The following is a 23,673-nucleotide window of genomic DNA, read 5'->3' on the forward strand; positions in this document are numbered from 1 at the left end:
CTTGCCCATTAATATTGCTAATGACAGTTTTTGTAGTAGTGAGCAGGCGTCCCAGGTCATCATAATTCAGTTTGGTAATGATGGTATGTGTTTGCGGATTGGTGCCTTTTTATCCAGGTGGTTTACAATGACCAGGGGTTGACCACTAAAACTATACTGGGTAGTGGTAATATCGCGGCCTTCGGTAATATTAAAGTTTTTCGTTTGTATTACCCTTTCTTTGTTATCATATACATAGCTAACCAATAAACCCGGAGCAGAATTGGGTTGCCAAACACCCGTTACAAGACCCCTGGTATTGACAGATTGGATAACCGGTTCGGCATAAGGGAAAAGAGTGGTACTGGCCGTGAGTAAATAGTTGTCGAAGCTATTGTCTTTATTGTTCCAATCTGGTCCATGCCAGCCACTCCAGCTATAATCATCATAGAAGTTCATCGACAGGACATTGGCCAGGGTATTTACCGGAAAAGAATTTGTAAAAGTGTACCGTTCTACCGTACCGGGTGTATAGGTTTCAAAGCGGGCCAGGTTTTGGGTATTGAGGTAACCCTGCATGGCAGTTAAAGAAGTTTGAGTAGAATTGGTATAAAAACCGGTCATGATGGGCCGGTTAAGTTGGTCATACTTGGTAAATAGCCACTTTTGGTTTGGCCGTTGATTGGCATCTTGTGTGAGCACGAGCCGATCCCATTTATCATAGACCATCCATACCTCCCCTGCGCCGGGCACTTTTTCATTGTCATGCGGCGGCGGGCATCGTATTCATAACGGAAGGACTGTTCTTTGAGGATGACGCTGTTGTTCCAGGTGGTGTTCCAGCTATTCTGGATCAGTAATTCTACACCCCTGGGTTGGACAACAATCCGGAGATTGTTGAAATCATCATATACATAGTAGGTGCAAAGCCAGCCATCATAATTGCTTCCGCTGCCATTATCGGCGGTGGCGGAGAATTGTATTTTTTGAGGATGACCTGGCCTTGATTGTCTTTGAACTCAATGACCTGTTTGCCTTGTTCATCCACCGTGATGTTTTATAGAGTTCACTGGCGGATACACGCCGGTTACGGCATAGGTCCCCATCCATTGGCCACATCGGTAATGGACCAGATCTTCACGTCATCGGTGGCAGTATTGAAATAATGCTTGATTTTAGTAGAGCGACGGTTGGCTTCATTGACCTGTGCATTAGTACCCACCCAATTGGCGCCTGGTGCAAAGCTTTCCTGTACGCGGTTAAGGGAGAGGCTTCAAAGATGGTCTGACCATAAGCCCAGTTGAGGCTGTTGGACCCCACGCTGGTCTCGCCAGGCTGTCCTGTGAGCTGGTTATTGTAAAACTGTGCCTGCTGTTGAAAGGGATTGGCTTTAAAGAGGCCATCGTTGACAGAAGGATTGCTGCCTGCATTGTTGGCGCTGAAAGGCAGGTACTTGTATTGTTCACGGCCAAATTCATCATAGACTACGGCGTTCACCATATCCACCGGGCTGCTGCCGGTGGTGAGGGAACCTTGTTTGACCACGGTTTGCAGGGGCGCCCGAGGCCATCAAAATAAGCGGTGGTTTGTTGTACATCGCGCAGAGGCCGGGTGATGAGGGTAGCCGGGTTTTGCTCCGGCGCTTTGGCATCCCAGGTGCGGATGAAGTTGACTTTGGTATTGCTGCTATAGGGGTCTTTTAATGGAACAGGGGTTTGTGCCTGGACCAGGGTTTGCAGGACCAGGAAAACCAGTAGCAGGCAGGGGCCCAACTCATATTGACGGTTAGTGGTATGCTGATTCATGATTGCAGGGATAAGGTGGGTTATTGGTTTTGGTTTTTCTGGTACTGGTAGTCGATGGTTTTGAGCACATTTTTATTCTCATCGCGGATGGTCTTAAGGCGGCCGAAGGCATCGTATTCGTAATAAGTAATGCGATTATTGGCATCGCATTGGCTCGTCATGCCTACCAGAGGCTCATAGGTATAGGTGGTCATCAATGCTCCCTGGGGAAATAATCTGACCTCATCCATATTGGCAGAGGCGACCTCTACAAAAGACACATTGGTTAAATTCCAGGTAAATAATTGCCATATACCCCTTGTAACTCCCGGTGTTCCTGACTGGCCATTGACTGTTGCGAAACCTCCGGTATTGGCCCATAGTGTAACAGTATAATTGCCTGATGGTACAGTTTTCCGTATGGCTCCTGAAAATGATTTAGTGCCATTGAAGCCTTTAGTGGCATCAATGATGGAACCGGGATTTACTTCCCAGCCTCCCCAGCCATCGGCCTCAAAGGAGGTATAAGCTATTTTATTGACCGTACTGCCGGTGACCTGTGCAATGGGATATTCATTATTATAATCCCAGACATGGGCATTTGGTGCATCATTTTCTTTTGACAATTCAATGATATTACCCTGGTTATCGTAGGCCAAAAAAACAATGCTTCCTGCGGGAACATCAAGATTATAATATTGAATGGCTCCAGGGCGTATTATTTTTTTGCAGGCCCCCACACCTGGTAAGCAGTAGTTTTCTTAAGGGAAGCCTGTATTCTATTTTCCTGAGTAAAATCCAATACGATGCTTTTTTCTTCTATGACAGGTGCTACCATATTCCTGCGGAGCATGGTATCAACAGCTTCCCTAAATGCAGTTGGTAAGGTAATGCCGGTAAGATCCTGTACACGAGTATATTCAGTTCGCCTTGTCTTGCCATCACTAGCGAGGGATTCAACGGCAAAAGGGAGGCTATTGTTTATATAATGGTAATTCGTTGTAGTAACCATGGCATCGGCACCTGAATACTGCGTAATGGTTTGTGTATTCAACAACAAAGTTCCCGACCGGATAGTATACGTATAATAAATCAGGGGGAGGGGATTGAAAGGGCTGAAAGTTATATGGAAGTGTGAATCCGATATGCCCGGCCGGATTTTCTATAAACAACCTTTCAAAATCAGCCGTTATTAGCGGATCGCGGCTATAGGAGGCATACCGGTAAACCTGCAAACTTGATAAGTCCTCCCCTTGTTGAATAGTGTAGGTATTAATTTCAGACTGGATCAGTCCATAGTTAGTACCCTCTCTTTTATAAATATATTTTTCTTCCAATTGCCCAAACCGATCAGCTGGCAGGATATCAAATTCGAACTCGGGTATCTTAGGAAGGGCATAATAGCTAAAAGTAGTTTGATAATAGTCGTTCCCTGCAACATTAAAAGAAGCAATAGAACCTGCCGGATGATTGTATTTATACACCGTTTTTCCTGCCGGCTTAGCAGGTTCAGTTATGTTCTCCTGATACTCAGTAACCTCCTTGTAATAAACAGACGCACTATAATTGGTAAGAGACGATGCATAATTCGCCCAGGTCGTTGCCAAAGCATATGACCAATCCTGGTATTGGAAAACATCAGGATCATTTATTGGGCATCCCTGCGGAGATGCTGACCCCAGTACATTCTATATCTATGACTAATCATATTCTGAATAATGGGCTCGTGAATAATGACACCGGCCCCATCTTCATTTACTCCATACTTATACTTTTTTGTGATTATATTTCCATACCCATTGTCGCTTATGATACGATAAATCCTTAGTCCACCGGCATTTTTAATGACTCCTGTATGAGAGCGATATTGATTTATTTCATACTCAAAAGTGGTGTTACCACCTGTTGGGTAAGTGATCTTATTCAACATCAGGTTTTTCATGTCCTCCGTAGCTTCTCTGCTAAGGTTATCCCCACGATGTGGCTGTTTTTATATAAAAATGAGGGTATCATGCAACTCGGATAAGCGCCTCCATTATAAAACCCCACCAATCTTCCCTTAATTCCCCGCCATTCAGCGGGTTATCGTTATAATTGAATTGGTACACTTCTCCACTATTGATATTGATACGGTCTAGTTTAACATGTGAATTATTGTAATTCGTGGCAGAATTATAGGGGAGGTAACAAAATCAAGTGATTTGATATTCTTGTTGCCATTATTGAGTACATCGATAGAAGTCAACAGTATGTTACCAGTGGTATAGTTAAAGTTAATCTTGCCATTTCTAAACCTGATCTCTTTCAATGATCTTGTTTGGTAGTAATTATAAATTCCCGCATAACTGGTATTTGAGGTGGGCGGGGAGCCACATATCCTCCATAACAGTTTCCACCTTCCCGTTCTGAAGTAAGGGTTGTAACATAGTTGGGAGCAACAAAGGTGCTATGTGAGATATCATTATAAATAAACCTAATGGTATCAACAAAGTCAGGAGAGATCATTTCGGTCAGCAACCAGCTGGTAATGGCCTGGCTGGCATAGGCAGCTTCATAGTTACCGGTTCTTTCATCGGCCAGTGCCCCCGTGGTGAAGGATCTCCCAAAACGGTATATCACTCCATTTTCATTGACAAAATCAAAAGATTCAATCCGTTTATTGGTCTGATTGATATTGGCCGTAAGTTTCTCCGTTTTTTTATTGCCGGCAAAAACAGTTGTCGCCTTGTATTCGCCTCCAACATTGCTTCCCTTTAAAGCAAAGCTACCGGTATTGGCACCCGCCGAATAAAAGAAAATATCAAATTCGGAATCCCTCATTTTTTTATCTACCTCACTGAGGTAGTCATAGGCAGCCAAATTACTAAGCGAGGGAAGCGTATTTTGGGTATGCTTTGTATTCGCTACCAGGTATCCATTGGGTGAAAGATCATCAGGTGTTCCCCTGATCTGGCGGGAGATCATGCCGCCTGCATTAAGGGTCCATTTAAGGCCCAGGATACCATCTCTTTCCTGTGGTTTAAACCCGGACGCATGATAATTTATGGTGATTGGTAAAAAAGGCTACCTGATTTGATCTCATACACAGGAATTGAGATTTGAGGTATACCGGTGTACATAGATACCGGATAATCCCCATACTTATGAAACTGCTGGGCTGCTGGGGAAGGAGGAACGATATCGGGCAATTTTTGTTGGGAAAAAGATTATTGCATTTCAATACTAATAATAACAGTACAATGCTGGTTAACGCTCGCCTCATGTTTTGATAATTTAATTATATATCCGGTCTGTTGTGTTAAAAAAATTTCCGTTGGAGCAATGGAGCCTGGTGTCCTATGTATAAGGATTGATAAAAACCTCAAATGAATCAACTTATCAATGAAGAATGGGCTTTCCCTGGTAATAGGAGTGAACGAATGGTTAGGGAGGATTTTAACAGGTTGTAGTTCCATTATATTTCTCATACAGATCATCAGGGTTGGTTTAGGGATTGAGTTTATGCGAAGTAAATGGTCATGGCCCAACTAACCAAGTACAAATCCTTAACTGTGCAGTTTGGGGTTATTTCCGTGTAGTTTTGACGGATAACTGTGCAAATGCCCGGTAGCAAGGCTACCGGGCATTCAATAGAGTTGTCTGTTAAGTTAATGTTGTGCAGGCTGTACTTTCCCCAGGCGGGTAATGGCCAGGACGGCAAGTACAGCGATAATGAGTACACTGGCACCGGCAGTAATTTGCAATCCTGATACAAAAGCGTTCTTTGCGGCAAGCAGCAATTCATTACCGGCGTTGCCGGTCAATTGGGTTGCTTCGGTTACAGCACTGCCGAGGGTTTGTTTGGCTGCGATTGCGGCAGCTTTGGGTACAGTTGCAGGAAGGTTGGCATTCATGTGACTGCGATAAACGGCAGTACCTACGCTACCCAGGATGGCCATACCCAGGGCGCCGCCAAATTCAGCACTTGTTTCGGAGCAGGCCCCGGCCGCACCTGCCCGTTCGGGTGGTGCGGAACCAATGATGAGGTCGGTAGCCATTGTTACTACGGGAGCAAAACCCAATGCGGTGCAAATCAGCGCTACCACCAGCAGGCCAATACCTGTAGCAGCCGTTACCTGGGTAAGTAGGATAAAACCCACCGCCGCCAGGAGTAGTGCGCCAGTCATGAACTTGCCAGGAGATATATACTTCAGGAAGAAAGGACCTAACATGGAGCCCACAATGAAACCAGTAAAGGAGGGAAGTGACCATAAGCCTGCCTGGAAGGGGGTAAGGCCCAGCACCAATTGGAGGTACTGGAAGGTAAAGAAGAAAGAACCAAACATGACAAAGCAGCCCATACCATAAATGAATAAGGAGGCGCTGAAAGCAGGTATTTTAAATAGGCGGATATCAATGAGCGGGTCGGCCAGGGTGGCCTGGCGGCGCAGGAATGCAAAGCCCATACCAATACCAATGGCAATGAATAGCAGGGAGAGCCAGGTAAATCCTTCCACGGCTATTTGCTTAAGGCCATAGATGATGCTCAATACTGCCAATAGGGACAGGAAGGCGCTGAAGATATCCAGCCGGCCCGCCCTGGGATCTTTGAATTCGGGCAATAACAAGGGAGCCAGGGTCAACAGCAAGACCATAACGGGTACGGCCAGCAGGAATACTGATCCCCACCAGTAATGTTCCAACATAAAACCACCTATCAAGGGACCGATGGCACCGCCGGCAGAATAGCTGGCTGCCCACACGCCAATGGCCAGGGTGCGCTGTGTGGGATGGAGAAACATATTGCGGATGAGTGATAATGTAGAAGGGGCCAGGGTGGCGCCTGCTATACCCAAAACTGCCCGGGCGGCAATCAACTGGCCGGCGGTATTGGCATAAGCCGCCAATACGGAAGCGGCCCCAAAAGCTACGGCGCCAATCATGAGCAATTTACGCCGCCCGATCCGATCGCCCAGGGTACCCATGGTGATGAGGAAACCAGCTACGAGGAAACCATAGATATCCATGATCCACAAGAGCTGGGTGCTGGTAGGTTGCAGGCTGGCGCTCAATTGGGGCACTGCCAGGTTTAGGACCGTTAAGTCCATGGAATACAAGATGCAAGGCAGGGCTATGATGGCCAGTCCAAACCACGTTTTACGTGCCGCCTTGGGTGGAGCCGTTTGTGTTGTACTATTTTCGGTAAGGTTGGTCATGCTATACTTTTAGGCGGGTTTGCTACTGTGAAAGGGCAAACCTATTGATAATCGTGCATGGGAAAGGGGTGCAAATACGGCAATATAAGGGGTTGATCGCGACAGTCATTCTGCTTACATTTGGAGAATGAAACATTTAACCATCCTCGTACCAGAAGGGGCCATTCTCGGCGCTATTGAGGGGCCTTTGAAATTGTTTACGGAAGTAAATGGCCTGGTGACCAGCATGGGCCGGGATCCCCTGTTCAAAGTACAGCTGGTAGGGCTTACAAAAGAAACGAAATTGAATGACGGCCTGTTTACTGTTCATCCTGAACTGACGGTGAAGGATGTTGTTAAAACGGACCTGGTGGTGATACCCGCTGTACATGGCGACCTACAGAAGGCGTTGGAGATCAATAAGGATTTTCTTCCCTGGATCGTGCAGCAATACAAAGGTGGCGCCGAGATTGCCAGCCTTTGCCTGGGAGCCTTTTTATTGGCTTCAACGGGTTTATTAAAGGGCAAAAAATGCGCCACGCACTGGCTGGGCGCCAATGAGTTCAGGCGGATGTTTCCGGATGTAACGCTGGTACCGGAAAAGATCATTACGGATGAGCAAGGTATTTATTCGAGCGGCGGGGCCTATAGTTATCTCAACCTGATCTTATACATTATTGAAAAATATGCGGGGCGTGATATAGCCATTCTATGTTCCAAAGTATTTGAGATAGAAATCGACCGGGGCAGTCAATCGCCTTTCATTATGTTCAATGGTCAGAAAGGGCATGAGGATGAGCCGATCAAGCAGGCTCAATTATTCATTGAGCAGAATTTCCAGGAAAGGATCACGGTAGAGCAATTGGCGGGCATGTTTTCGATGGGCCGCCGGAACCTGGAACGCCGGTTCAAGAAGGCCACCTCCAATACGGTGGTAGAATACATACAGCGGGTAAAGATAGAAGCGGCCAAAATGAGCCTGGAGTCCTCCCGTGAAAACGTGAATGAGGTGATGTATAAAGTAGGGTATTCGGATACGAAGGCCTTCCGCACCACTTTTAAGAAGCTGACGGGTCTATCGCCGGTGCAATACCGCAATAAATACAACCGGCCGGTAATGGCATAGTATGGTTATGCAATGGGGACTGCCCCTCATTGCAATTCAAATTTAATGATGGTGTTATCGCCCCTGCTAAGTCCATAAAACGTGGAATTCCCTTTTACGGAATGGTCTATCGCAATGCCGGGCGTATGGGATCGGTATTGATGGATTCAAACTTTTTGGTGCAACCCATGCATGACAGGCAGGCTACCAATATGATAAAGTATATATTATTGCTACGCATGATCATATCTTTTAAAAGAGTTCTAAATGTAAGGCACCTTTAGATCAGGGTGAGCCGCCCTTTGAGACCCACCCTTCAACAACTTATCTTAAAATTTGAAGGTAAGGTTGATACCCATATTCCGGGTAGAGGGGAACTGGGCCAGTTCCACACCAGGCGTAAGGGTGCCGCTGTTGAGGTTGCCTCCTTCCGGATCGAAGCCTGGGAATTTGGTGAAATTGAACAGCTCTCTTCCATACAAGGCAATGGAGGTTTGCTTAAACCTTACCTTACTCAATAATTTTTGTGGCAGGTTGTATTCAATCCGCACTTCCCTTATCTTGAGAAAGGAAGCATCGAATATATTCATCTCGGGATTGCTCCGGGCATATACATTTTCATAGTAAGCCCTGGCATTTACCTTCACGGTATTGGGGGTATACTTATTATCAGCACCCAATACTACCCCATCGCCAACAATACCACCATCGCGACCAGGCAGTGTAATTTTTGTATTGCCAAATTCATTGTTCTTGTGATTGGTTTGGGAAAACATATTGCCGCCTTTTTGTCCATCTACCAATAAGCTTACCCTGAAATTTTTGAAAGTCACTTCATTCAGCCAACCGGCTTTCAATCAGCAAATGCATTGCCCCATTTTTTAGCCACAGGATCCAGGGGGCCGGGTAATTGTTTTTCTACCGCTACTTTTCCTCTTACCAGTGAGATGCGCAGGGAGGCCTCTTTTTCATAGGCTTCAATATTAAAGGCGGTACCCAGTACGCGGGTAATAATGGGACCGGTTTGTACAATAAAAGGTTGATCAGGGTGGTGGGTAACATCAAAGAAAGCCTCTCCCTGCAGTCGCACCAATCGCTGGTTGACGGCCTGCATATTCCAATGCAAGGTGCTATTGGGGCTAACCCAGGCAGTAGAGTTATCGGGCAAAACAATGTGCAGGGAACTGGTGCTTTTGTTGATTATTGAATCCCAGGTCAGGTTGGCCGCTACCTGCCGCGTTGATGGTTTTTGCCAAAACAATACAGGCACCAGGATGGCCAGGACTGCAACGGCTGCAGCATACCTCAGGTAACGACGTTTGCCTTGCTGCATAGGCACTACCCTACCCGCTTGGGGATACAAGCGGCTCCTGAGTCGATGGAGATGTTTTATGGTTTCTTCTTCAGACACCGCATTGTGACGACTTTTATCCCATGCGCTATTCAACAGTGCTTCCAGTGCAGGTATCTCTTCCTGGTGGCTGGCCAGGTACTTGTTGACGTGTAATTTTTCCTCATCGGTACATTGGCCATCGAGGTATTTTCTCAAAAGTTCTTTATCAAGCATACCTGTATTACACGATGCCAAGGGTGTGTGCCGTTATTCTGTTTTGGGAGTTAATACAGGCTTAACATTGGAAGTGATCAGCAATTAAGGAATTATTAATTCTCCCTGGCAGGGGTGAATTCCGTAGCAGGATGTTCAATTTTGCGGCATCTATATTAGTGCACTGGCTTATTATCTTTCCATGGCATTCTCCATCCATAACAAAAAGGCTTTGACAGCGCGTTATGAAAAGATGTACTTTTCAACGAAGGACCGTCTGATCAGTTTTGTGCAGTACAATATGCGCGACCGTGGCATAGCGGATGATATTGTACAGGAATGTTATATCCGGCTTTGGGAAAATATGGACAAGGTGGATGATGATGAATCGATCCTTCAGTTATTGCGTACGTATGCCCACAACCTGATCATTGATCATATCCGGAAAGCAGCCCGCGCAGCTTTACGCGCAGAGCAATATGGGCAACAGCAGCCGGCCGTTTGCGGAGCCGATGAGGGGTTGTTGTTGAAAGAAGTATTGCGGGAATATGATGCGATTGTTGAATCGCTGCCTCCCCGGCGGCAGGCTATTTACCGGCTGGTAAAAGAAGAAGGGTTATCGCACCGCGAAATCGCCTCCCGGTTGAACATCAGTACCAATACGATTGAAAAGCACATGAATGAGGCACTGTATACGCTGCGTACGCATTTTACTGCGGATAAGCTCCCGGTTATTATTCTGATCACTGCACTTTGGGATTAGATCGTTCTAATCCATTTATTGTCAACAAATTGTACGACCCTCACCGGGACCATCTTCCTGTTTAATTATTACCAAATTCGCACCATGTTCGGCATTCGCTTAGGAAAGTGCGCTTTAACCTATAAGGATAAGGCAAGGTTGACACATGGTTGGGGCCAGAATGAAAGTAATTTACCTTCAACGCAACAATTACGGCCTTCGAATGAAGGTTTCCACCCAGGAATACTTGGCCAGTACGCTACTATTCATTAACTTAAAGTAGCATATGTTTTATGGCCAGATTTAATTGCATACCACCTGTTACGGGCACCATTGGCCCCGTTTGCATCTACCAGATGTATGGGAGGTATTACCTGCGTACACGTAGTTCGTTGACTGGCAAGCGGGTGAAGAAAGATACTGCTTTCCGCAAAACGATGATGTATGCGGGTTTACTAGCAAAGGCCTCCCGAATTGCATCGGCGGTCTATACTGCTGTGCCCGCCCACCGGAAACAACATGCCCTGTACCGCAAACTCACTGGAGAGGCGATGCAATGGCTTAAACTGCAATGGCAGGAAAAAGACATTATTGAATACCTGAACCATCAATATGCCCAAGCCAGTGTAAACATCCGGCCATACAAAAGTACTTCGCTCAATCCTTCCTACCGCAATAAAACCAGACATCCACTGAAAAAGCAGGGTAGGCAACGGCCTGACCTCAAACATATTCCTTCTGTACGTCCTTCCTTCGAGACGCTATATTACCTGCACGAATACCGAAAGCTTCGACGAAGGGTCAATGAAACGATTAGCCAGTATTCCTGGACGGAGTATGTACTCACTCAGTAGATCCTTTGTGATAAAGATCATTCGATTCGGCTACAACATTCCTCAATTGGGCTACACCCGGCAAATTGTAATGGCCAACCTTTGTACTTCAAATAAAGTACAAACAATGAAGACGATTTTTATTACTGGCGCTTCCACCGGATTGGGTAAAGCAACAGCCAAGTTATTTGCAGGGAATGGTTGGAAAGTGATTGCCACGATGCGGAAACCTGAAAACGAAAAAGAACTAAACCAGGAAAAGGATATTACGCAGCTGCCATTGGATGTGACCAACGTGGAACAAATAAATGCTACTGCCCAAAAAGCAATAGCCATGGGCGACATCGATGTGGTTTATAACAATGCAGGTTATGGGCTTATCGGGCTATTTGAGTGATATGCTGCGTTCATTAACCGGGCAAAATGCTCAACAGCATATTCATCATACACTGGTAGAAAAAGCGAAAGAAATATTGTCCGGCAGCAACCTAACAGTTGCAGAAGTAGCCTACCGGCTAGGCTTTGAACATCCGCAATCATTTAATAAGTTCTTCAAAGAAAAACCAATGTATCGCCCCTGGAATTTCGACAATCTTTTAATTAGCAGATGCTATATAGCTTTTGAGTCGTACCCAGCGGGTTAATCAACATTGGTTTTTCATTTCTATTGCTTTAATATGCCCATTTTACAAAGGCTTCCATAGCTGCATATTCAGCGAGGCCCAGGAGGTTGTACAGGTCGGCGGTGGCTTTGTTGCGTTCTTCGGCGCGTTGCCAAAACTCGCGGCTATCGCTGCCCTGGAATACGACGCCATCCTTTTGTGATTGGTGTTTGAAAATGCCGGTCCGCTTTTTCAATACCTGGCCGGGACTTAATGGCACTGCCATTTCAATCAGGTGGATATCCCACTCTGCCCAGGCGCCTTTGTACAACCACAACCAGCAATCCTTCATATAAGGCTCTTGCTTGAGGCGTTTCATGGCTTCTAGTATGGCATCGAGACAAACTTTGTGGGTGCCATGGGGATCTGCCAGATCGCCGGCTGCATATACCTGGTGGGGTTTAATCTTTTCAATGAGTTGTTGGGTGATGCGATAATCTGCTTCGCCCAGGGGCTTTTTTTTCTACCTGCCCTGTTTCATAAAAAGGCAGGTTCATAAAATGGATATGTTCCTCGGGTACACCGGTAAAACGACAGGTATTGAGGGCTTCGCCGCGACGGATAATACCCTTTACGTAACGCAGTTCTTCAATGTCTTTCTCCCCTTTGGCCTTTTCTTCCAAAAAGGTGACTGCTTTTTTATAAATAGCTGCTGCCTCTTTATTGGCAATAGCAAACTGCTGATTGAAGTCGGTCACAAAACGAATGAACCGCAATGCTTCATCATCAGCCACGGCAATATTGCCCGAAGTTTGGTACGCCACATGTACTTCATGCCCCTGATCAACAAGTCGCTGAAAGGTGCCACCCATGGAAATAATATCATCATCAGGGTGTGGACTAAATAGCAACACGCGCTTTTTGCAGGCTGGGCTCTTTCGGGCCGGTTGGTATCATCGGCGCCGGGTTTGCCGCCCGGCCATCCGGTAATGGTATGCTGCAGCCAGTTGAATACTTCAATATTGATATCATACGCCTGGCCATACAATACCAGCAGATCACTCAGTCCGTTTGTATTGTAGTCGTTGTTGGTGAGTTTCAGTACGGGCTTTTGCAGGCTTACGGCCAATTGGGTTACGGCCTTTTGATCATGCTGCGGTCCCATATAACCTGGTCGATAAGCCAGGGTGTTTTATTACGGGTCAATTCACTGGCGCCCGCATCATCGATCATACATTTTGTCTGTGGGTGAGCTTGCAACCAGGAAGCGGGTACAAATTCGGTAACGGGGCCTTCTACGGCCTGGCGGATAATGGCGGCTTTGTTTTCGCCCCAGGCCAGCAGTACCACTTTCTTCGCTTTCAGGATGGTGCTAACGCCCATGGTAATGGCTTTTTAGGCACATTGGCCATGCCACCAAATTCGGCAGCTGCATCCAGGCGCGTCGCCATGTCGAGGGTAATGAGCCTGGTAACAGAACTGTTGTGGGAACCAGGTTCATTGAAACCAATATGGCCATTACGGCCAATACCCAGTAATTGGAAATCAATACCGCCTGCTGCTTCAATCATCTTTTCGTATTGCTCACAATGAAGTTTTACCAGCTCAGCAGGCAGGCTACCGTCGGGCAAATGGCAATTGGTCTGATCAATATCTATATGATTGAACAGGTTTTCCTGCATGAAGTGGCGATAGCTTTGCAAAGCGCCGGGCTGCATGGGAAAATATTCATCGAGGTTGAAAGTGATCACGTTCCTGAAGCTCAACCCTTCTTCGCGGTGCAGGCGGATGAGTTCTTTGTATACCCGCCTGGGTGTGGAGCCAGTGGCCAGTCCCAATACGACCGGTTGACCTTTGGATTGTTTATCCCTGATCAGGCAGGCTATTTCCTGTGCAGTCTGCAGGGAGGCACTGGCCGGAGTTGTAAATTGTTGCACGGCTATTTTTTCAAATGCCACTTGCTTATAGGCTGTATGAGTTGTTAACATTGATGCTGATTGAGGTTAAGAGATTCCAGCTACGAGCTATGAGCTACGAGCCTTTTGCTACCAGGGTGAGTCTCCCTGCTGCGCTGCCTTGCCGGACTGCAGGGAGGCCCACCTTTACAGCGCTACGAGCTGTGAGCCTTTGTTTGAAATGGTTACTCGCGTTGGTTCCCGAAAGAGGTTTCCTTAAAGAGGTGACACCTTTCGTTCGTTTCGCAAGGGTAAAGGTGTCACCTCTTCGTTTCCACATGGGTATTGTTTAAATGATCTTCTCCCCGATATATTCTTTGTATCTATTGTACAAATGACCGGCTTGCAAATAAGCCGATTGGGGGCTCATGAAATGAGAAAACTCAAAAGTGATGGCCTTATCATATCCTGCGCGGGCTGCGGCTTCCAGCTTCAGGCGCAGTTTCTCAAACTTAATGGGCAGAAACTTGATGGGCATATCCCGGTCAAAACTCTCGGCATTGGTCCAACATTGCAAGCCAAACTGATCGGCCATCTTTTTATTGATGGCAAAGAAATCATCCAGTTCATGGTAATCAATATGTCCGTCCTGGAAGGCTACGGCATCTACAGCTCCCTGTACACCGGCAAATATTTCACTCCACTCCTGCTCGTGTTCCTTCAGCGACACGGCCTGTTCCTTGCTAAGTGACGCAGAAGCTGCCATCACGGCTTTCTTGCCATCAATCCAGGGCGAAATCAAGGTGGGCAGGTTATTGCTCACGGCCTTGCATTGCATGCCCAATGTTTTGAAAGCATGGGTAGCGCCCTTGGTCTTGCGGCTTATTTCCATGCTGAGGTACCAGCCTTTGAAGCTCTTGTGGTGGCCGTATCGCTTCCACACCTCATCAATGACAAAACGGTTGCTGTCGATCTCATGCTGCATATCGCCTGTATCCCAGTACTTGCCGCTATCATAGAGGCCAAAGTAGAATTGCATGTCCAGCTCATCGGCCAGTTGCAGGAATAGCTCTACCAGGTCGACCGGAGGCCGGTAGCATTGGTGCTCCCGGATGAGGTATTCGGATGGATAGGTAATAAATTTCCGGTAGCCGCTACGGATCAGGATCACGGTATCAATGCCAATGGCTTTCATGTATTCAAAATCCCTCCGCCATTCATCTGCTCCCCAATTTTGGTGGGGAATATCATGACTGATCTCGTCGAGGAAGGTGCCTGTAATTTTCATAATGGTATTTTTTGTAAATAACAAGCCAGAGGCTTTTTCAGTTGCCAGCGTTCCCGCCGCATGGCGGGATGACGTATATTTTCAAGCCTCCGGCTTCATTTTAAAAGTAGCCAGAGGCTACAGAATACACTCACTCGCCAGAGGCGAGCGAGTGTGAGGGACGCCGGTGACTATTTTAATTTTACTCTTCTTTTTAACTACGATATGCGAAATGGGTACGCTAAAACCCTGTACCGCCAATTTCATGAACTCATCCATTTCTTTAAACTTCCTGAACATGTAATTGCTTACTTCATGGCCCTTGCCTTCATAGGTATACAGCACCACAGGCCAGTTTCTTTTTTGAAACGCCTCATACAGGGTATGGGCACCAAATAACATCATCCAGCCGGCATCTACTGCTTTGCAAAAACGGTGGGCCGAAGTACCGTAAGGCACCAATTGGTCGTTGGTGCCATGCATCAGGAATAAAGGCAGGGGTGGCCGGGCATCGATATTGTTGATGTCCAGCACAGCGCCGGCAAATGACAAAGCACCGGCATAAGGAAAAGGTTTATAGGTTTTATCGCCTTTGCGTACAAAGGGATTGTATACCAGGTTCAGGATAGCCTCGGCGCCCGCACTACTTCCTGCAATGAATATTTTAGTGGTATCCACCTGCAAGGCAACAGCATGGATAGTCAAATATTTAGTCGCATCGGCCGCATCTTCTACGGCCAGGCGGATGGCTTTCAGTTTCTCGGGAGTAGCGGTTTCACAACCAAAGCTTTTACCTTTCAGGTATAAACGGTATTTGATCACAAATACCTGGTAACCCAGGTTGGTGAGTCCATCGGCCATGGGGGTTTGGTTGGCAGGATCGCCACCAGTAAATGCACCGCCATGCACAAACAATACGGATATGCCATTGGCCGGGCCTTTGGCTTTGTATTGATCTACCCACAGGGTGTCCTTTTCTTTGATAGCATAAGTGAGCCGCGGTACTTGCTGAGCATTTGCGCAACAAAAGGCAAAGATTGCCAGGAATATACTTACTACCATTGATCGCATAACAACAATATTTTTACTTCCGGTTTAAGGTGAGCCGCTTTGCCACGCACAGTTGCAGTACTGCAGAGCGGCATACTTTTATGTCTACTATTCAATGTTTAAAGAAGGGATCACAAAAACGTTTCTTTTTCAGGAAATCAATCCACAATACATAGGCCGCTGGTTTGAGGTGAATGCCATCGGCTGTATATTCCTTCTTCAGGTCGCCATTGGCATCGGCAAATACCTCATGCAGGTTGATATAGGTCAGCTTGTATTTATCTGCTAATTGCCTGATCCCCACATTCAACTGTAGAATGCTGTCTTTTTATTCTTCAGGTAAGCCGCTGTAGTGAGGGGCTCATACAAAGGCAATACGCTTTGCACATACAAGGCAGTTTTGGGCGACTGGGTCCTGATGTAATTAATGATACGCTCGTAATTGTTCAGGATCACCTCTTTGGGCAGGGCGCGGCTAAGGTCATTGATACCAATGAGCAGGAATACCTTTTGGGGTTGGCTTTGACCACCATTTCCAGTCGCGCCAGTACGCCAAAGGTATTATCGCCTCCAATGCCGCGGTTCATGATCTTTTGTCCGGGTAATAATTCGCTCCAGTTACCGCGTTCGGTAATGGAATTGCCCAGGAATACAATACCTTTTTTGTTGCAGGGGCAAGGTATTGAACAATTCCATCCTGCCCTGGTAATAGGTATTGTTATAACTGCTGTCGATCTTTTTCTCAGGCTGCTGTGCCTGAAGTGCGGCGGCCAGGAAGAGCAGGCTGCCAAGGGAAAAGGTGAATTTATTCATGGTTCTTTTTTTTAGGCATTAAGGCAACGAGGCATATAGGCAACGAGGAAATACCCTTTGAGTTGTAAGCCCTTTGCTGCCAAGGTGAGTCTCCCTGCTGCGCTGCTTTGCCGGGCTGCAGGGAGACCCACCTTTACTGATCTTCGCGGTTGCCCTAGCATTATAGATATTTTTGTTTTTCAGGAAATCGGCCCACAGGATATAAGCTGCATGTTTCAAGTGCAGGCCATCGGTGGTTAATTCCTTTTCAACTGTCCCTGTGCATCGGCAAACACAGCATTGTGCAGGTCGACGTACTGCAGGTGGTGTTTGGCAGCCAAAGTCCGCAGGCTATCGTTGAGGGTGCGGATAGTTTGGTTGTTGATCCTGGCATAGATAGCAGCCAGCATGGACTCTGTTACGGGTAAAACGCTTTGCAGGTACAAGGTGGTCCTGGGTGATTGGGCTTTTACTTTTTCGATGATGCGTTCATAATTGGCTACAATATTGGCAACCGGCGTGCCCCGTTTGATATCATTTACGCCAATCATGAGGAATATCTTACGTGGCTTTGCAGTCAATACCTGATCAACGCGGTTGACCACCCCAGGAATTATCGCCACTGATACCCCGGTTGATGGCTTTATCGGCCGGTAACAATTCACTCCAGCGGCCTACTTCGGTAATGCTATTACCCAAAAAAACGACGCAGTTCTTTGGCGGATGGAGGTTGCTGAAAAACTTCACCTGCTCATTGTAATAGCCATTGGCATAACTGGTGTCGAGTGATTCGCTGGTTTGGGCCATACTGCTCAATCCGGCGCTCAGGGCGCTTGCTAATAAATAGATTCTACTGTTCATGCTGCTGTTATTTTAAGCCTGTTGTACCAGGTGAACTTTAAGATGATCATACAGGTGATCCATACGCCAACTGCCATAAAGCCATAGGAGAAATATCCAAATACAAAGAAGATAGGCATAATTACCATGCTCATTTGCCAGCAAATGCCTACCACTACATTGAGCATATCCCATTTGAACTGGCGGTTGGGCTCAAAGGAAGGATTTACTTGTTGTACCCATTGCAATACAGGTTTCCAAAAACCCCAGGGCCTGGTATTAGCATAGAAGGTTTCCAATACTTTCTTATCGGGTATGGGCGTAAGGAGGCAACCGATTACGCTGGCCGACATGGATAAAACGAGGATGATAAAAAAAGGAGATCAGGGTACCGATACCACTGCCAAAGAGTTCTTTGTATTCGGTGAAATAGTTCTTGCTCAATGCGGCCATTAGTTTGGGTACAAAGGTGGCAGATAATAAACCAGCCAGCATACCGGCAAAATAGCCATAACCATTAAAGCGCCACCAGATCCATTTCAATACGTTGGCGGCGGCATAGCCACCATAGAGGGCCGATGAGATCCACAGGGTGAGTGAGCTGAGTGAGTCGGCAAACAATCCAAAGAAACAACCAATGGCTATAATGGCAATGGAAGTAAGGTAGCTGCATTTTACATAATGGCGGGGGCTTTCATGGGGCCTGAAATATTTTTATAGAAATCGTTCACAAGGTAAGCAGGGGCAGCGTTTACAAAAGCCGAGAAAGCGCTCATGAAAGAGGCCAGTAAACCGGCCAGAACAACACCCCGGATACCTGCAGGTAAATAATTGCTTACCACCTGGCTTAAGATCACCTCAAAATCGGGCTTTGCCTGGCCTTGCAGGGTAGGCATAAAATTATTGAAAGCGATCAGGGTCAAAGCGCTTACCATCATGAACAAGGGGATATACAATACGAGGTTGGTAAATCCCGAGAGCTTAGCTGCTTCCCACGGCTTTTTAGCACTGAGGATACGCTGCATATCAAAACCAGGTACCGGACCGGCCAGGCTGGCAAAGATACCTTTGCCAATCATCATGAGTACGAGGGCTCCAAACCATATAAATCCATCGTCTTCCACCTTTTGAGTAGCCTGTGAAAAATTGTCCCAATTTACATTGAGTTTCCACTCGGGCCAGAAGGAAGCCCATCCTTGCGGCAGGCGTTGGTGCAAGGCATCATAATCAACGCCCTTTACTGCAAACACGACCACCAGGATACAGCTCACCACCAGGATACCGTATTGTAATACCTCGGTGGCTACCACACTGTACATACCCCCTTTCACGGTATACAGGGTCGTTAACATCACGATGATCAAGGCATAGGTTTGCTGGCTGGTGAATAAGGCATTGGACAGGTCCCAGGGAAGGATATTGGCAGCAAATTTTCCGATGCCCACAAATACATAACCAATAAATCCGATCACACTTACTATGGCAAAGATCACAACGATCATGTGGGCGAGTCGCCCTCCCCTGTCATCGCCAAATCGTTTGATGATCCAATCGGCCCCTGTCATCGCATTACTGCGTCGTATCCAAATAGCCAGGAACACCATCACAAATATCTGGTTCCAGATGGGCCATAGCCAGGGCAACCAAGCCGCTTTAAAGCCATAGATAAACAACAAGGCCACATAAAATGCGGTGCCGCTTACATCGAACATGCCACTGCTGTTGCTGAAGCCCAGCCAATACCATTTGATATTGTTATCGCCCAGGAAGTAGGACTGAATATTTTTGGAGGCTTTTTGGATATCCAGAACCCCAGGCCAATGATGACCAGGAGGTAGAGTAAGATGATGATAATGTCTAAGGTGGAGAGATTCATGATAGTGAGTTGTCAGTTGTGAGTACGCTTGCTTCGTTTTTGGTGATTACAATAGCTTTTGTTGTTTTAAATAGTTTACCCAGGCCTGGTAACCGAGGCCCGAAAGGTGCAATCCATCGTAGGTATAGCGGGCATCGAGTTGTTCGCTCGCATCGAGCAGCTGGCCATATACTTCTACATACCTTACCTGCAGCTCGGCAGCCATGGCCTTCAATGCAGTATTTAATACGAGTATCTGCTCATTGGTGCCGGAATAGTACTGGCGGCCGATGAGTTGGTTATTGATGGGAAACACGCTTTGCACATAGATGGTGGTGGCTGGTGATTGGCGCTTTACTTCGAGGATGATCTTTTTGTAATTGTCTATAATATTGTCTATGGGTATCTTTTTATTGATATCATTGGTGCCAATGAGGATAAAGAGTTTTTGGGATCATGCCGCAATACCTCATTCAATCTGGCGCGGAGGCCATAGGAATTGTCGCCGGCAATGCCCCTGTTGATAGCCTTTTGAAATTCAGCAGCTCGGCCCAATCGCCCCAATCGGTAATGCTATCACCCCAAAATACGAGGGCCTTCCTGGCTGGCGGCAATTGTTTAAAATAAGCCAGCTTGCTATCGTATAAATAATTATGGTAGGAGCTGTCTACGGTTTGCGCGTGCAAACCCCAGGTGGCGTTGAGCAACAGGCAGGCCATGGCTGCTGCTTTTTTTACTACGGAATAGGATGGCTTTAACCTCATAAAATTATTTACTGTTTCCATTGAATATTATGTCTTCCACATCCACCCACGCTTCGTAAACCATACGGTGACGAGGGAAACAAGGGCGGTGAACAGGAGGCCGCTCAAGAATCCGGGCCACACTGCTTTTTGCATACCTGTATAAACAGTCATTCCACCGGTGAGGTGCAGTACAGGCAATAACAGGAGATTGCCTGTGACATAGGCTACCATAGGATTGCGGCCATTGAGGCTCAAATAATGTACGATCCTTTCTCCGATGGCTGTAAACTGCAAGCCATAAAAAGCGATCAGCATAAAGAAGGCCAATCCACCAGTGACCAGGTAATAGCTAAAGGTGGAAGGATCCTTTTTAATGCCTCCTTCAAAAGCTTCAAAAAACAGCCCCAACAACAACAAATAAGTACCGGCTTTAAAAAGGCCGCTAATAAAGGTTCGTGGTGTTGTTTATTTTTTTTTTGGAGGCAACTGTATAATAGCAGGCAAAGAACCATGGTGAGGATAAGATTGGCAAAAAGATGCCTGCCGAACAGCAATATTACATTGATTACGATAATGACAAAGGCTAAAAATGAGACAAGGCGGGTATTGGGCTTGTTTTTATCGCCCCTGGTAAAAGTATGTTGGGTCCTGTACTTCAGTAACCAGTCGCCCGCCAGGGTGCCGGGGATAATGATGAACAGGTACTTTAAATAATAAAACTTATACATCCAGGGCAAGGGAGACCATTGGAGCAAGGCTTCATTCCAGGAGCCAGCTTCCTTACCCCCAGGAGTACAGCCATTAAAAAGGCAGTAGGGCCATGCGTATCCAGGGATTATTACGGGTGAACCACCATACCAGGGTGCCAAAGAAAGCCATATTGCCCAATACGATAATAATGATGTCGGTTCTGTTGAGTGAAAAACCGTTGCCATCTTTAAAAGGAAGCAGGCAGAGCATGGCAGCAGCCGCAGCAAAGGCTATTACCCTGACGACAACAAACAGCTTTTTATGAGCTGGATTGACGGGTTGGTAAAACTGGAAGAACAGGAGAACAAAAGCTGTAATTGAAAGCAGGTAATAAAGAGGGTACGGATCGCTGCTCATGATACCCGCACGGGCATGCACGGTAAATAAGGCAAAGAACACCAGCAATAAATAGCGCCTGGCGGCAATGTATACTACCTGCAGGAAGGTGATGCCTTCCTTTATTTTCTTATTGAGGGCAAGGGGTATGGCGGCGCCCATACTGAAAAGGAAGAAGGGAAATACGAGGTCTACCCAGCTTAGGCCCGGCAGGCTGGGATTAAATGCATGACCAGGGGGCGGAGTTTGGGCATGGTACATCCAGGCAGGCAATATGCCAAAGGCAATACTACTTGATAAAACCATGGCCAATATAGCCAGGCCCCGGAGTGCGTCTAAACTATTGTTACGTTGGTGCATGTTTTGAATAAGCTTTGAGCTGCGAGCTATGAGCTGCGAGCTGAATACATCGGCAATCGTGAATCGGCAATCGGCAATCGTTCTTGAAGAGGTGACACCTTTCGTTTTTCGAAGCCAGGGAAAGGTGTCACCTCTTTAGATAATGTAAAACGGCAATCGTGAATCGGCAGTCGGCAATCGTTCTTGAAGAGGTGACACCTTTCGTTTTTCGAAGCCAGGGAAAGGTGTCACCTCTTTAGGATAATGTAAAACGGCAATCGTGAATCGGCAGTCGGCAATCGTTCTTGAAGAGGTGACACCTTTCGTTTTCGAAGCCAGGGAAAGGTGTCACCTCTTTAGGATAATCTTTGCTTCGCAGTAGGCGCAGGAGCCTTCCTTCCATCCGCGAAATCCATTCAAATCTGCGTAATCTGCGATTCCCTTTTCAACTTCTCAACCTGTTAACTAATCTCTATTTCAACTTCAGTTCTTCCTTGTATTTATTTCCAAATCTATCGGTCACTACAATGGTGGCAGATTGGGCGGTGGCCGATGGCGTAGCGAAAAAGAGATGATCGGTCAACAGTGGCCTTGCCCAGGGATACCTGGCGGGCCGGTTGGGCCCCGTCAGGAAAGCCACCACATTGGCATCATAATCTGTTTCGCGGCGCATGGCGCCTTTGAATACGCCATCTTCATACCACTCTACTTTCCAGGCATCATCCTGGTTCCACACATTGACAGCTATATCGTTGGGCTTATTTTTATAACTGCCTTTATTGTATACCTGCATCTGGTAGTCCTTAGGCTGACCTACTGTTTTATAGTACCAGCTTACGCTATCACCATTGATCTCATGCACCCCATAACCCCGGGGCGTACCATCGCCACAAAGGGGCTGATCCACCAGGTGCCGCATACGGCTGCATGGATATGTTCGTAAATATTATCGTGAATGATGTTTTCGTTGTAATGGGTGTGGCCGGTGAGAAAGTGGGCCTGGAAGGGCTTTAATAATTGGTACAGGAATTTCCTGTTTACGGTCACATCACCTGGATGATCGGCTGCTGCTTTGGTGCGTGCTTTTTCATTGGTATAGGCCGAAATATGCATGGAGACAAATACGAGGGCGCCGGGTTTTACTGTGCGCAGGTCTTGCTCCAGCCACTTGAATTGCTTTTCGGTAATATACCCCATGTAATTGTAGCCGTCGGAATAATAGAACACATTGTCGAGCACGATGTAATGTGCTTTGCCCCGGTTGAAGGAATACCAGGTGGGGCCCATGGATCTGCGGAAGGTGCTATCGGATTGTTCGTCGGTACGCACGTTGATATCCATATCATGGTTGCCCAATACCTGGAAGAATGGAACACCTGTTTCTTTAATGGCTTTCCGGTATTCGGGTATGATGGGAGGTGCATCCCAGCTTAGGTCGCCGGCGGCGATACCATGTACGGGAGCGGTTTTGGCCAATTGCAAGGCATGTTCTTTGGTATCGGGTACGGCCGTAGCATGGAGTTGATTGGCTTCTTCAATATTATTGATCTGTGGGTCGGCCCACACCAGGGCATAATGCCTGTTGTCGGACCTCTTTAACTTGTTCAGTACAAAATTGGCGGTGAACTGCCCTTTTACCGGTTTTATCTCTTTGTAAAAGAGTGCCATGTTATCCGTTGCCGGTATCTCATAACCTGATGGCAGGGTAATGTATACAAACATGGCTTCGCGGGTGCTTTCCAGCCGATATTCACCGGCGTGGTTGGTATGTACAATATTTGTTCCATCGGTCACTGCTACCTTGGCCAGGGCTTTGCCACTGTTGTCGGTCACCTTACCTTTCAATAATACATGCACTGCAGGCGATGGGTCCTGGGCCTGTGAAAAGCCATTAAATCCTCCTGCCAGGAACATGACCAGTAAATATATTGCGCTTGAATATCTCATCGGGAGTCGTGAATCGTGCATCAATGTTGTCTCGTCAAGCCCTGGCTCCTTTAAGGTGAGCCACTCTGCCAACCGGCAAATGCAGCACTGC

37 protein-coding genes and 1 pseudogene are annotated in these 23,673 nt (G+C 46.8%); 5 read left to right on the forward strand and 33 right to left on the reverse strand.

What is annotated here, in order from left to right:
* Positions 1-66: 66 nt before the first annotated feature.
* From RS881_RS46660 to RS881_RS46695, 8 genes are all read right to left on the reverse strand, one after another.
* On the reverse strand, positions 67-732 hold the full coding sequence (locus RS881_RS46660; RefSeq protein WP_315817067.1) for a hypothetical protein: 666 nt from the start codon (positions 730-732) through the stop codon (positions 67-69).
* 109 nt (positions 733-841) lie between these two features.
* Positions 842-1,027 (reverse strand): hypothetical protein, encoded by a 186-nt coding sequence (locus tag RS881_RS46665; RefSeq protein WP_315817068.1) that lies wholly within the window; start codon positions 1,025-1,027, stop codon positions 842-844.
* An 89-nt stretch (positions 1,028-1,116) separates the two neighbouring features.
* Positions 1,117-1,524, reverse strand: a complete 408-nt coding sequence (locus tag RS881_RS46670; RefSeq protein WP_315817069.1) for a DUF6443 domain-containing protein — start codon at positions 1,522-1,524, stop codon at positions 1,117-1,119.
* Positions 1,473-1,784 (reverse strand): hypothetical protein, encoded by a 312-nt coding sequence (locus RS881_RS46675; RefSeq protein WP_315817070.1) that lies wholly within the window; start codon positions 1,782-1,784, stop codon positions 1,473-1,475. The genes RS881_RS46670 and RS881_RS46675 overlap by 52 nt, the downstream gene beginning before the upstream one ends.
* 20 nt (positions 1,785-1,804) lie before the next feature.
* Positions 1,805-2,503, reverse strand: coding sequence for an RHS repeat domain-containing protein (locus RS881_RS46680; RefSeq protein WP_315817071.1), 699 nt, complete (start codon positions 2,501-2,503; stop codon positions 1,805-1,807).
* The gene (locus RS881_RS46685; RefSeq protein WP_315817072.1) at positions 2,482-2,823 is read right to left on the reverse strand and encodes a hypothetical protein; all 342 of its coding nucleotides are present in this window, start codon (positions 2,821-2,823) and stop codon (positions 2,482-2,484) included. The genes RS881_RS46680 and RS881_RS46685 overlap by 22 nt, the downstream gene beginning before the upstream one ends.
* A gap of 1,244 nt (positions 2,824-4,067) precedes the next feature.
* A complete protein-coding gene (locus tag RS881_RS46690) occupies positions 4,068-4,727 on the reverse strand; it encodes a hypothetical protein (RefSeq protein ID WP_315817073.1) in 660 nt (219 codons plus the stop codon).
* Between the two features lie 683 nt (positions 4,728-5,410).
* Positions 5,411-6,958: an MFS transporter gene (locus RS881_RS46695; RefSeq protein ID WP_315817074.1), complete on the reverse strand. Its 1,548-nt coding sequence runs from the start codon at positions 6,956-6,958 to the stop codon at positions 5,411-5,413.
* 127 nt (positions 6,959-7,085) lie between these two features.
* Here RS881_RS46695 and RS881_RS46700 point away from each other — a divergent pair, with 127 nt between their 5' ends.
* A complete protein-coding gene (locus RS881_RS46700) occupies positions 7,086-8,063 on the forward strand; it encodes a GlxA family transcriptional regulator (RefSeq protein ID WP_315817075.1) in 978 nt (325 codons plus the stop codon).
* A gap of 308 nt (positions 8,064-8,371) precedes the next feature.
* Here RS881_RS46700 and RS881_RS46705 read toward each other — a convergent pair whose 3' ends face one another.
* Positions 8,372-8,899 (reverse strand): hypothetical protein, encoded by a 528-nt coding sequence (locus tag RS881_RS46705; protein ID WP_315817076.1) that lies wholly within the window; start codon positions 8,897-8,899, stop codon positions 8,372-8,374.
* Positions 8,896-9,609 carry a FecR family protein gene (locus RS881_RS46710; RefSeq protein WP_315817077.1) on the reverse strand — a complete coding sequence of 238 codons (714 nt, stop codon included), beginning with the start codon at positions 9,607-9,609 and terminating at the stop codon, positions 8,896-8,898. Before RS881_RS46710 ends, RS881_RS46705 begins: the two co-directional genes overlap by 4 nt.
* A 211-nt stretch (positions 9,610-9,820) precedes the next feature.
* On the opposite strand from RS881_RS46710, the gene RS881_RS46715 reads away from it, so the two are divergent.
* From RS881_RS46715 to RS881_RS46730, 4 genes and pseudogenes are all read left to right on the forward strand, one after another.
* Positions 9,821-10,351 (forward strand): sigma-70 family RNA polymerase sigma factor, encoded by a 531-nt coding sequence (locus RS881_RS46715; protein WP_315817078.1) that lies wholly within the window; start codon positions 9,821-9,823, stop codon positions 10,349-10,351.
* A gap of 272 nt (positions 10,352-10,623) precedes the next feature.
* Positions 10,624-11,184: a hypothetical protein gene (locus RS881_RS46720; protein WP_315817079.1), complete on the forward strand. Its 561-nt coding sequence runs from the start codon at positions 10,624-10,626 to the stop codon at positions 11,182-11,184.
* A 106-nt stretch (positions 11,185-11,290) separates the two neighbouring features.
* Positions 11,291-11,560 carry an SDR family NAD(P)-dependent oxidoreductase gene (locus tag RS881_RS46725; protein WP_315824830.1) on the forward strand — a complete coding sequence of 90 codons (270 nt, stop codon included), beginning with the start codon at positions 11,291-11,293 and terminating at the stop codon, positions 11,558-11,560.
* Positions 11,550-11,767: pseudogene (locus tag RS881_RS46730) on the forward strand (helix-turn-helix domain-containing protein); the annotation flags it as partial. The gene RS881_RS46725 and the pseudogene RS881_RS46730, both read left to right, overlap by 11 nt.
* Positions 11,768-11,835: 68 nt before the next feature.
* Here RS881_RS46730 and RS881_RS46735 read toward each other — a convergent pair.
* The 23 genes from RS881_RS46735 to RS881_RS46840 all read right to left on the reverse strand — a co-directional run bounded on the left by RS881_RS46735 (position 11,836) and on the right by RS881_RS46840 (position 23,582).
* Positions 11,836-12,144 (reverse strand): hypothetical protein, encoded by a 309-nt coding sequence (locus RS881_RS46735; protein WP_315817080.1) that lies wholly within the window; start codon positions 12,142-12,144, stop codon positions 11,836-11,838.
* A 91-nt stretch (positions 12,145-12,235) separates the two neighbouring features.
* Positions 12,236-12,637 (reverse strand): hypothetical protein, encoded by a 402-nt coding sequence (locus RS881_RS46740; RefSeq protein ID WP_315824831.1) that lies wholly within the window; start codon positions 12,635-12,637, stop codon positions 12,236-12,238.
* Positions 12,520-12,930: a hypothetical protein gene (locus tag RS881_RS46745; protein ID WP_315825040.1), complete on the reverse strand. Its 411-nt coding sequence runs from the start codon at positions 12,928-12,930 to the stop codon at positions 12,520-12,522. The genes RS881_RS46740 and RS881_RS46745 overlap by 118 nt, the downstream gene beginning before the upstream one ends.
* Positions 12,900-13,148, reverse strand: coding sequence for a hypothetical protein (locus tag RS881_RS46750; protein WP_315817081.1), 249 nt, complete (start codon positions 13,146-13,148; stop codon positions 12,900-12,902). Before RS881_RS46750 ends, RS881_RS46745 begins: the two co-directional genes overlap by 31 nt.
* On the reverse strand, positions 13,127-13,753 hold the full coding sequence (locus RS881_RS46755) for a 6-phosphogluconolactonase (RefSeq protein WP_315817082.1): 627 nt from the start codon (positions 13,751-13,753) through the stop codon (positions 13,127-13,129). The genes RS881_RS46750 and RS881_RS46755 overlap by 22 nt, the downstream gene beginning before the upstream one ends.
* Positions 13,754-14,009: 256 nt before the next feature.
* Complete coding sequence (locus RS881_RS46760; protein WP_315817083.1) at positions 14,010-14,948, reverse strand: DUF4434 domain-containing protein; 939 nt, start codon at positions 14,946-14,948, stop codon at positions 14,010-14,012.
* Positions 14,949-15,065: 117 nt separating this feature from the next.
* Complete coding sequence (locus tag RS881_RS46765) at positions 15,066-15,998, reverse strand: alpha/beta hydrolase (protein ID WP_315817084.1); 933 nt, start codon at positions 15,996-15,998, stop codon at positions 15,066-15,068.
* 91 nt (positions 15,999-16,089) lie between these two features.
* Positions 16,090-16,287: an SGNH/GDSL hydrolase family protein gene (locus tag RS881_RS46770; protein WP_315817085.1), complete on the reverse strand. Its 198-nt coding sequence runs from the start codon at positions 16,285-16,287 to the stop codon at positions 16,090-16,092.
* Positions 16,284-16,478, reverse strand: coding sequence for an SGNH/GDSL hydrolase family protein (locus tag RS881_RS46775; protein ID WP_350340329.1), 195 nt, complete (start codon positions 16,476-16,478; stop codon positions 16,284-16,286). Before RS881_RS46775 ends, RS881_RS46770 begins: the two co-directional genes overlap by 4 nt.
* On the reverse strand, positions 16,430-16,564 hold the full coding sequence (locus tag RS881_RS46780) for a hypothetical protein (RefSeq protein WP_315817087.1): 135 nt from the start codon (positions 16,562-16,564) through the stop codon (positions 16,430-16,432). The genes RS881_RS46775 and RS881_RS46780 overlap by 49 nt, the downstream gene beginning before the upstream one ends.
* Positions 16,565-16,595: 31 nt before the next feature.
* The gene (locus RS881_RS46785; protein WP_315817088.1) at positions 16,596-16,790 is read right to left on the reverse strand and encodes a hypothetical protein; all 195 of its coding nucleotides are present in this window, start codon (positions 16,788-16,790) and stop codon (positions 16,596-16,598) included.
* 236 nt (positions 16,791-17,026) lie between these two features.
* A complete protein-coding gene (locus RS881_RS46790) occupies positions 17,027-17,392 on the reverse strand; it encodes a GDSL-type esterase/lipase family protein (protein WP_315817089.1) in 366 nt (121 codons plus the stop codon).
* Entirely contained in the window at positions 17,358-17,630 is a 273-nt protein-coding gene (locus RS881_RS46795; protein WP_315817090.1) for an SGNH/GDSL hydrolase family protein, read from the reverse strand. The genes RS881_RS46790 and RS881_RS46795 overlap by 35 nt, the downstream gene beginning before the upstream one ends.
* On the reverse strand, positions 17,627-17,962 hold the full coding sequence (locus tag RS881_RS46800) for a hypothetical protein (RefSeq protein WP_315817091.1): 336 nt from the start codon (positions 17,960-17,962) through the stop codon (positions 17,627-17,629). The genes RS881_RS46795 and RS881_RS46800 overlap by 4 nt, the downstream gene beginning before the upstream one ends.
* A complete protein-coding gene (locus RS881_RS46805) occupies positions 17,916-18,230 on the reverse strand; it encodes a hypothetical protein (protein WP_315817092.1) in 315 nt (104 codons plus the stop codon). The genes RS881_RS46800 and RS881_RS46805 overlap by 47 nt, the downstream gene beginning before the upstream one ends.
* A 53-nt stretch (positions 18,231-18,283) precedes the next feature.
* On the reverse strand, positions 18,284-19,321 hold the full coding sequence (locus RS881_RS46810; protein WP_315817093.1) for a sodium:solute symporter family transporter: 1,038 nt from the start codon (positions 19,319-19,321) through the stop codon (positions 18,284-18,286).
* 210 nt (positions 19,322-19,531) lie between these two features.
* Complete coding sequence (locus RS881_RS46815; RefSeq protein ID WP_315824832.1) at positions 19,532-19,903, reverse strand: GDSL-type esterase/lipase family protein; 372 nt, start codon at positions 19,901-19,903, stop codon at positions 19,532-19,534.
* A gap of 34 nt (positions 19,904-19,937) precedes the next feature.
* Entirely contained in the window at positions 19,938-20,249 is a 312-nt protein-coding gene (locus tag RS881_RS46820) for a hypothetical protein (RefSeq protein WP_315817094.1), read from the reverse strand.
* 6 nt (positions 20,250-20,255) lie between these two features.
* On the reverse strand, positions 20,256-20,627 hold the full coding sequence (locus tag RS881_RS46825; RefSeq protein ID WP_315817095.1) for a hypothetical protein: 372 nt from the start codon (positions 20,625-20,627) through the stop codon (positions 20,256-20,258).
* On the reverse strand, positions 20,519-20,938 hold the full coding sequence (locus RS881_RS60905) for a DUF5009 domain-containing protein (RefSeq protein WP_350340330.1): 420 nt from the start codon (positions 20,936-20,938) through the stop codon (positions 20,519-20,521). The genes RS881_RS46825 and RS881_RS60905 overlap by 109 nt, the downstream gene beginning before the upstream one ends.
* 73 nt (positions 20,939-21,011) lie before the next feature.
* Entirely contained in the window at positions 21,012-21,656 is a 645-nt protein-coding gene (locus tag RS881_RS46830; RefSeq protein ID WP_315817096.1) for a DUF5009 domain-containing protein, read from the reverse strand.
* Between the two features lie 451 nt (positions 21,657-22,107).
* The gene (locus RS881_RS46835; RefSeq protein WP_315817097.1) at positions 22,108-22,554 is read right to left on the reverse strand and encodes a calcineurin-like phosphoesterase C-terminal domain-containing protein; all 447 of its coding nucleotides are present in this window, start codon (positions 22,552-22,554) and stop codon (positions 22,108-22,110) included.
* Positions 22,470-23,582, reverse strand: coding sequence for a metallophosphoesterase N-terminal domain-containing protein (locus RS881_RS46840; RefSeq protein ID WP_315817098.1), 1,113 nt, complete (start codon positions 23,580-23,582; stop codon positions 22,470-22,472). Before RS881_RS46840 ends, RS881_RS46835 begins: the two co-directional genes overlap by 85 nt.
* Between the last annotated feature and the right edge of the window lie 91 nt (positions 23,583-23,673).

The sequence above is a fragment of the Paraflavitalea speifideaquila genome (assembly GCF_032395985.1).
GTDB classification, from domain to species: Bacteria; Bacteroidota; Bacteroidia; order Chitinophagales; family Chitinophagaceae; genus Paraflavitalea; species Paraflavitalea speifideaquila.